Annotated in this window: 9 protein-coding genes; 8 read left to right on the forward strand and 1 reads right to left on the reverse strand. The window is 68.0% G+C overall.

The window, feature by feature from the left end; translation table 11 throughout:
• Positions 1-124: 124 nt before the first annotated feature.
• From A9X03_RS11605 to A9X03_RS11630, 6 genes are all read left to right on the forward strand, one after another.
• Positions 125-1027 (forward strand): phosphatidate cytidylyltransferase, encoded by a 903-nt coding sequence (locus A9X03_RS11605; RefSeq protein ID WP_067749970.1) that lies wholly within the window; start codon positions 125-127, stop codon positions 1025-1027.
• 9 nt (positions 1028-1036) lie between these two features.
• Positions 1037-2836: an ATP-binding cassette domain-containing protein gene (locus A9X03_RS11610; protein ID WP_068261103.1), complete on the forward strand. Its 1800-nt coding sequence runs from the start codon at positions 1037-1039 to the stop codon at positions 2834-2836.
• A gap of 355 nt (positions 2837-3191) precedes the next feature.
• On the forward strand, positions 3192-3668 hold the full coding sequence (locus A9X03_RS11615; RefSeq protein WP_156669953.1) for a hypothetical protein: 477 nt from the start codon (positions 3192-3194) through the stop codon (positions 3666-3668).
• 104 nt (positions 3669-3772) lie between these two features.
• Positions 3773-4075 (forward strand): hypothetical protein, encoded by a 303-nt coding sequence (locus tag A9X03_RS11620; RefSeq protein ID WP_197696059.1) that lies wholly within the window; start codon positions 3773-3775, stop codon positions 4073-4075.
• 16 nt (positions 4076-4091) lie between these two features.
• Entirely contained in the window at positions 4092-4457 is a 366-nt protein-coding gene (locus A9X03_RS11625; protein WP_068261106.1) for a DUF732 domain-containing protein, read from the forward strand.
• 81 nt (positions 4458-4538) lie between these two features.
• Positions 4539-5756 carry a bifunctional 2-polyprenyl-6-hydroxyphenol methylase/3-demethylubiquinol 3-O-methyltransferase UbiG gene (locus A9X03_RS11630; protein WP_067778824.1) on the forward strand — a complete coding sequence of 406 codons (1218 nt, stop codon included), beginning with the start codon at positions 4539-4541 and terminating at the stop codon, positions 5754-5756.
• Here the strand turns inward: A9X03_RS11630 and A9X03_RS11635 are convergent.
• A complete protein-coding gene (locus tag A9X03_RS11635) occupies positions 5753-6763 on the reverse strand; it encodes a chemotaxis protein CheB (protein WP_068261112.1) in 1011 nt (336 codons plus the stop codon). The genes A9X03_RS11630 and A9X03_RS11635 overlap by 4 nt on opposite strands.
• Positions 6764-7015: 252 nt before the next feature.
• Between A9X03_RS11635 and A9X03_RS11640 the strand changes: the two genes are divergently transcribed.
• Positions 7016-7798, forward strand: coding sequence for a hypothetical protein (locus A9X03_RS11640; protein ID WP_068261115.1), 783 nt, complete (start codon positions 7016-7018; stop codon positions 7796-7798).
• 110 nt (positions 7799-7908) lie between these two features.
• The coding region (locus A9X03_RS11645) for a dienelactone hydrolase family protein (RefSeq protein ID WP_068261119.1) at positions 7909-8453 on the forward strand (545 nt) is incomplete at its 3' end.

Raw genomic sequence — 8453 nt, forward strand, 5'->3', positions numbered from 1 at the left:
CGGTACGCCCGTCGATCCCCACACCACCTCCGCACCGCAACTGCGGTCGCAGGTGCTGGCGCTGCGGGGCGACGTCGTGGCCGATGACCGCTTCGCGCTGGCGTCTTAGAACCGGCGGCCCACCATGTCACTCCTCGACCGCTGGTTTCCTCATCTCGATCGGCGGATGCCGCTCAACATCGACGTGGGTCCGCTGCACGTCCACATGTACTCGACGGCTGTGTTCCTGATGTGGGTCACGGTGGCGATCCTCGCCGTCGCGGGCGCCGCCGTCCTGGTCTCGCGCAAGCGCGAGCTGGTGCAGAAATGGCGCACCTGGGTGCTGATCGCACCGGCTGTCGGGATCCCGGTTTGGGCCGGCCAAGGCACGACGGCGGGGTTGGCCGCGGCGCTGGCGGTCGTCGCGGTGATCGAGTACGCGCGACTGGTCAAGCTGGGCCGGGCCGACACCTACGTGCTTGTGGTCCTGGCCGTGGCATACCCGGTCGCGGCGTGGCTGCGCCCCTCGCTCCTGCAATTCGCGCCGATCATCGTGCTGCTGTGCGTGGCGCCCTCGGTCCTTCAGGGCGACGTCGAGAACGGCGCCAGGCGCGCCGCCTCCGCCGCCTTCGCCTCGGTGTGGATCTGCTGGTCGCTGTCCCACCTCGTCATGGTGGGACCGGACGCATACCTGCTGTGTTTCGCCGTCGCGGCCACCGACGTCGCGGCGTGGTGCGGCGGAAAAGGGTTGCGCCGCATGCGATGGGCGCGCACGCCGCTGTCCCCGCTGAGCCCCAACAAGACGGTCGGCGGGATGGTCGGCGCGATCATCGGCGCGTTCGGAATCCTCACCCTGTTGGGCACCATCTCCGTCGGCCTGCTCATCGCCGTCTCCATCGGCGGTCTGTTCGGTGACCTGCTTGAATCCATGCTCAAGCGACAGGCCCAGGTCAAGGACGCCGGTGACTGGCTGCCCGGATTCGGTGGCCTCCTCGACCGCATCGATTCACTGCTGGTTGTCCTCCCACTCGCGTACTTCCTCGGATGAGAGATCTCAATGAATAACGACAAGCCCACGATGCCGATCACCCTCAAGAATCGGACCGACGAAGCCGCGAACGCCACGGAAATGCGCGCCCGCTGGCGATTCCCGGCAGAGCCGTTCGGGTCGATCCCGATTAATCGGAGCGTCCAGCGCGAGAACCGATTCCTGCCCGCGGCGACCGGCGGCCTGGAGATGCGCGATGTCAGCCTCGCCGTTGACGGCGAAAGGGTTCTGCTGGACCGGGTTTCGTTCGCGGCGCGCCCCGGCACGTTGACCGCGGTGATCGGCCCCTCGGGCGCGGGCAAGTCCACTCTGGCCAAGGTCGCCGCCGGGGAGGATCGGCCGACCAGTGGGACGGCGTCTTTGGAGGCGAGGGCCGTGCACACAGTGCGCAGCGAGATCGGGATGGTGCCACAGGACGACCTTGTGCACGCCCGGCTCACCGTCGCACAGGCACTGCAGTACGCGGCGGAACTCCGGATGCCCGCCGACACCACCGCAAGCGCATGCGCGCGGGTGATCACCACCGTGCTCGAGGAACTCGAGCTGACACCCCACGCTGACACTCGCATCGACAGGTTGTCGGGCGGCCAGCGTAAGCGCGTGTCGGTCGCCGTCGAATTGTTGACCAGCCCTTACCTATTGGTGCTCGACGAACCGACGACGGGGCTGGATCCCGCGCTGGACCGCTCGGTGATGGCCATGCTGCGCCGGTTGGCCGACGCAGGGCGCGTGGTCGTGGTCGTCACGCATTCGTTGACGTTCCTGGATGTGTGCGACCAGGTGCTGTTGCTCGCACCCGGCGGCAAGACGGTTTTCTGCGGCCCTCCCGATCGGCTCAGTTCCTATCTGGGAGCCTCAGATTGGGCTGACATCTTCACCAGGGTATGCGCCGATCCGGACGGTCTCCAACGGCGGTTCATGCAGGGGCGAGACTCCCAGGAAGCGGACACGGTATGCCGTCCCGCGCTCGTTCAGCCGGTCCAACCGCCCCCTGTCGGCATATGGCGTCAAACGTCGACGCTCGCGCGTCGCCAGGTGAGGTTGCTTGTGGCGAACCGTGGTTACCTCGCCTTCCTCGCTGTGCTGCCGTTCATCGTCGGCCTGCTGCCGCTGACCGTCACCGGTCACGCAGGCCTGAGCCACATGCCGGCGCCTGGCGAACCACCGTTCGAAGCCAAACACATCGTCGCGTTGACGAGCTTCGCGGCGATCCTGATGGGAACCACACTGAGCGTCCGCGATCTCGTCGGCGAACGCGCCGTCTTCCGGCGCGAACAGGCGGCGCGACTATCGGCGTCGGCATACCTGCTCGCGAAGGCGATCGTCTTCGGCGCGGTCGCGGTGATCCAATCCGCGATACTCGTTGCGATCGTCACGGCGCCCGCGATCGGCAAGCCCGGCCCGTCTAGTGCGGTGGTCCTGGGTAGCCCGGCCGTCGAGTTGTTCGTCGGCGTCGCGGCGACCTGCGTAGTGGCCGTCCTTCTCGGCCTTGCGCTTTCGGCCGTGGCCCGCACCGGCGATCAGGTCATCGTGCTGCTGGCGATGACGCTGATGGCGCAACTGGTGCTCGCGGGCGGCTTCATCCCGGTGACCGACCGACCGTTGATGGAAGCCTTGGCCTGGCTGACGCCCGGACGATGGGGGTTCGCGGCGACTGCGTCGACGGCCGATCTGACCAAACTGGTCGCGGGGATTTCGAACGATTCGCTCTGGCAGCACACCGGTTCGGCGTGGCTCACGAATATGGCCGTGTTGGGGGTGCTTGCCATGCTCTTCGCCGGCGTCACGCGCTGGCGTCTTCGACGTTGAGGCGCTTGCGTTTTGCGCAATCCGACAAGCGGAACGCAGCCGGGCATTACGCTTCCTGGTTATGGCCAGGGGGAAGAAAGTTCTGATTGCGCTCGTGCTCGCATTCGCCGTCTCAACGACGTCGGTGGGCTGCATACCCATCACCATTCCCACCTGCCCCGCGGGTGGCGGCCCGGTCGGCTGCTGATCACAGGCGCGGCATGGGCGCGAGCTTCGCTGCCCGTCGTTGTCTGCAGTCGCTAATCCAGTCACCGGATTTGGGGCACCTTGGTGCCAGAGCTAGAGGCTTTGTGCCCTGTCTAGCCGGCGCCGCCCGAACGAAGATCACCACCAGCACAGGGTTAGGAGGCCGGTGGTGATCAAGCAAGCCATGGCGGGCGCTGCGGCGGTGGTCCTCTTCGTCGGGGGCTGCTCCGCTGGAAATCACAACGGCGGTGGCGGCACGACCACCACGACCACGTCGCATGGTCAGGCCGTGCGCGGATGGGTCGAACTGACCAAAGACCACATGCAAGACCTGGGGATAGCGATGGGCAAGGCGACATTCGCCATCGGGGAGCATGACTACGCCGCCCTGGGGGCCGCCTGCCACGAGGGCCACGACGCGGCGAGCTTCCTCCAGGGGCACCTGCCGTCCCCCGACAAAGAACTCACCGACGCGCTGCAGGCCAGCCTCGACGACTTCGATGCCGCGTCCCACTTCTGCGTCGCCGCGGTCGAGGACAAGGATGCCAACGAGGCGCGCCATGCCGGCGAATTCATGAACTCCGCCGAAGGGCATCTCACCACCGCCACCGGCATCCGGGATCGCATCGTCAACGGACCGGCCTAGGTCGGATCAGCGACCAAGGGGCCGCTGGGCGAGGACCTTGGCCCCTACCAGCTCTCGGCGGGCGGGGCGACAGTGAGATCACACAACTTCAGGGAGGACGAGCAATGAATCGCGAAGTGAGCAAATTCTTCTGCGGGGCGTTCGCCGGCATCGCGTACGCCCACGCGGGCTACGCCATTGCCGCTTCCAGCGGCATCATCGACGAGCCGATCTTCCTCGGGAGGAAGTGGGGCGTCGGGTTCATGTGGACGGAGGCCGTCGTCTATTCCGCGATCAGCGTGGCGCTCGGGTACGCGGGCTGGCGCCAACGGCCGGTCGGGCTGCGCGCGGTCGCCGCGCCGGAGACGAACGGGCAGAGCGAGCACGGGGTGAGTCAGGCGAAGGCCCCTCAGTCGGCCTGGAACTGATCGGCACCGCGCCGGTATGAACGTCCGTCGCGGGAAGTGGCCGGCGGTCTGTGCGGTCCTGCTGTCGGTGCTCGAGCTGGTGGCGTCGGCGCCAGCGTCGGCCGACCCGGGCGACGACGCGTTCATCGCGTCCCTCGCCAACTACGGGATCGAAGTCCGAGACAGCGACGTCGCGATCGCGATGGCCCACCGGGTGTGCACCGGATTCGACAACAACGCGAACGCAAGCGTGCTGGCGATGAAGGTGAAGCGCGACACCGATCTCTCGATGAAGGAAGCCAGCTACTTCGTCGGCCTGTCCGTGGCCGCCTACTGCCCGCAGTACCGGGGGCTCATCGACAGTTCGCTGATCTGGTTGGTCCCAGGGCCCCCGCTGATGTGAGCCGGGACGCCGTAAGCAAGCCGGACGGCCCACGGCACAGTAAGTTGGTCGCGACCGCCACCGCGAAGGAGCCGCGCCGAAGTGACCGACGATCCGCGGAGCGACGGCGTCTCCAGTCAATACGATCGCTGGGAATACCCGCCCCCGGTGACCGATCTGGCGGCGTGGACCAAGACCCACTGGGACTGGTTCGATCCGTTCTGGGCGCACCGGGTGTTGTGGCCTAACCGGGAGTACGTACCGGACCTGGACATTCTGATCGCGGGTTGCGGCACCTTCCAGGCGGCGCTTTTCGCCTTCATGAACCGCGCCGCCAGGGTGGTCGCGATCGACGTCAGCCGGAAGGCGCTGGAACACGAGCGGTACCTGAAAGACCGGCACGGCCTGGACAACTTGGAGCTGCACCTGCTGCCCATCGAAGAGGTGGCGACGCTCGGGCGCGACTTCGACCTCATCGTGTCCACCGGCGTCCTGCACCACATGGCGGATCCGCTGACCGGGCTGAAGGCGCTCGGCGGGTGCCTGCGCGCGGACGGTGTGCTGGCCGTCATGCTGTACGCCAAGTACGGCCGGATCGGCGTCGAGATGCTCGAATCGGCGTTCCGCGACCTGGGGCTGGGGCAGGACGACGCATCGGTCCACATGGTCAAGGAGGCGATCGCGGTGCTGCCCGCGGATCACCCCGTCCGCCCGTATCTGAAGGGCGCGCGCGATCTGGTGTCCGACGGCGCTTTGGTCGACACGTTCCTGCACAGTCGCCAGCGGAGCTACACCGTCGCGGAATGCCTGGACCTGGTCGGCGCCGCCGGATTGGCATTCCAGGGCTGGTTTCACAAGACGCCGTACTACCCGCACGACGTCGTCGCGCCGGCGAGCGGGTTCCAGGCGCTGCTGAACCAGCTGCCCGACGTCCAGCTGTGGTCGGTGATGGAACGCCTGCAGCCTGCGAATGCCACGCACTTCTTCATGGCCTGCCGCCCCGAACGCCCGAAAGAGCACTACGCGATCGATTTCTCGACGCCCGAGGCGCTCGATTACGTTCCGCTATTGCGGACGGCCTGCCTGCTCGCCGGGGACGATATCCATCTGCCGGGCAGCAAGCTGAAGCTCAACCCGGCCCAGTTGCCGTTCGTTCAGCAGGTCGACGGCCGCCGGACGATTCGGGAGATCATCGAGCACGTCGCCCGCCAGGGCGACGTCGGCCCCGAAAATGCCGAACTGGTAAGGGAATTCGGGCGAAAACTGTTCGAGTCGCTGTGGCGTCTCGACTTCCTGGCGATGGCGTTGCACACCGCTTAGGTGCTCCCGCCGCTCCGACTGTCGGCCTTCGCCGTCAGCAGGCCCTGCCGCAACGCGGCAATCGCGTGGGCGGCCCGGTTCGCCGCGACCGTATAGCCTTCCAGATCCGCTGCGCTTTCGGCGTTCTCGGCGAGGGTGCGGGACAGCCGCGCGGTGTCCTTCAGGTTGCGGATCGCCGCCCAGATCGCTTCTTCGAGTTCGTCGCCGTAGGCGACGAGCAGCGCCTGGGCCGTCCACGCGTGGCCGACCTGGCAGCGGTAGGCGTTGTCGCCAACCGACATCAGAGCTCCGTTGCAGCTCGGGCACGTGTATCCGGTCGGTGGGCCCAGGTCTTCCACGCCGACGGACGCGGCGAACTGGCTGTCCATCGCGATCTGATTCTCCAACTCGAGTCGCCCGTCGGGATCGGCCGCCGGCTCCTCGACGTTCCGGTCGGCGAGCCGCCCGAGCAGGCTGCCGATCTCCTTTGCCGCGGCCGTGTGATCGGCCAGGCCGGCCTTGATGGCGTTCTTCGGTAGGTCGGGAAACAGCGCGTCGCTCGGTTCCTGAACCACTGTGGCCCCTCCCTTGGACTTGATGGCGCGCAGTCCGGCCACGCCGTCGTCGAGCAGCCCCGACATCAGAACGCCGATCGCGCGTGGGCCATAGTCCAGCGCGACGGACCGGAACAGTGCGTCGATGCCGGGTCGGCGACCGCTCTCCCACGGTCCGTCCGACAGCGCCACCCGGTGGTCGCTGGCCAGCAGATGGTGGTTGGGCACGGCGGCGTAGATCCGGCCGGCCTCCAGCACCGCACCGCCGACCGCCGCGACCGCGGGCAGCGGGCCGCTTCGGTTGATGATCTGCGCCAGCAGGGACGGCGCTCCCGGGCTCATGTGGATGACGATCATGACCGCGAACGGAAAGTCCGGCGGCATCCCCGCCGCCAGTTCGCTCAACGCCTCGATGCCCCCGGCGGATGCGCCGATCGCCACCACGCCTTCAGCCGGCGTTGCCGTGCGACCCATAGCTCGACCTAGCCCTACCCTGTCGCGGTGACAGCCTTCAGATCCGTACCGCTCCAACACTGACCCCCGCAAGGCCGCGCGCCAAGGGCCATAAGCCCTCTCCGCGGCGTCACCTTCCGCCGGGAAAGCCGTTGGCGCCGCGGGAATCCGGCGGCCCGAGAACGCCGCGCGGCGGGGGTCGTGGGCCGCGGACCAAATTTTCGACCCGGCCCCCGAGGACGACGGAAACCGTCACTCATACACTGACCCCTCGTGGGCATGCTGTTTGGTCTTGCGCCGTGGATCGTCTATTGGGTGCTCGTCGGTAACGTCCCATTGCCGGCGGCCGCACTCGTCGGGCTGGCCGTCGCTGCCGTCGCACTGGCGATCGGGCACCTCACCGGCAAGCCGGAGCGGACGCTCGAAATCGGTTCCGCCGCAGTGTTTGTGGTGCTGACGGGGCTGACCTTCGCGCTCGGTGACCGGTTCTCCCACCGGTGGATACTCCCGCTGAGCATCGCCGGTTTCCTGGTGGTCGCGCTCGCCGGCACGCTGACGGGCAAGCCGTTCGTGCGCGCGTTCGCCGCCGCGGAGCAGCCCCCGGACGTGCGCACGACCGAGTTGTTCGCGCGGGCCGTCAACGTCCTGAGCTGGGTGTGGGTGGGAACCCTGGCCGTCATGACGGTGTCGTCGGCGATCCCGCCGCTCATCCGGGGCGATGCCACCATCCTGGACACCAGGACTCCGTTGTCGTACGCCTGCTACTGGCTCATTCCGTTCACGCTGTTCGGACTGGCGGCGCTGGCGTCGCGGGTGCTGCCCGAGCGGATGCTCGCCGGGATCGACGACGTGGCGCGGGAAACCTCGTTCGTCGCCTACGACGAGGCCACGATCGACGAGCTGTACTTCCTTGCCCAGGAGCACGCGAATCGGGAGGTCGGTCCTGGCAAGGAGGCCTACAACGTGAAGGTCGGGGGGATGGGCATCCCGTTGACGGGGGACGAGTCCCGCAAGTCGTGGCCCTCGACGTACAAGGTGCGCGACAAGCGGCGCTGACGGCGCGGGGGTGTTCCGCTACGTTGGGTTCCGGCGGGGCGGGCCCGGACCGGCCGCACGCGCTCCGCGTCGGGTTGCGGCCGACCAGGGAGCCCAAAGAGGAGTCGCGAATGAACGCGGTCAGCCCAGACGCCATCCGTGCGGAGACGATCACCATTACCGGTCACGGCGGCGACGAAATCGAGGCGTACCTGGCGACTCCGCTCGCCGAGGGCACTCGCGGCGGGGTCGTGTGGATCCATCACATGCCCGGCTATGACCGCGAGACCAAGGAGTTCGTCCGGCGGCTCGCCGTCAGCGGCTTCCACGCCATGGCCCCGAACCTCTATTCGCGTGAGGCGCCGGGCGCGTCGCCCGACGATGCGGCGGCGGCGGCGCGGGCGGCGGGCGGCGTGCCCGACGAGCGCCTGGTCGGCGACGTCGCGGGCGCGGTCGAGCACTTGCGCTCGTTGCCGGGCGCCAACGGCAGGTTCGGCGTCATCGGGCATTGCTCCGGCGGGCGGCACGCATACCTGGCGGCGTGTTCGCTGCCGTTCGATGCCGCGGTGGACTGCTATGGCGCCTTCATCGTCGAGGATCCGCCGGAGGGGATGCCCAAGGCCATGAAACCGATCCTGCAGCTGGCGCCGAACCTGAGTTGCCCGCTGCTGGGCCT

Origin of the sequence: Mycobacterium sp. E1715, from assembly GCF_001667625.1 — a bacterium.
Taxonomy (GTDB): domain Bacteria; phylum Actinomycetota; class Actinomycetes; order Mycobacteriales; family Mycobacteriaceae; genus Mycobacterium.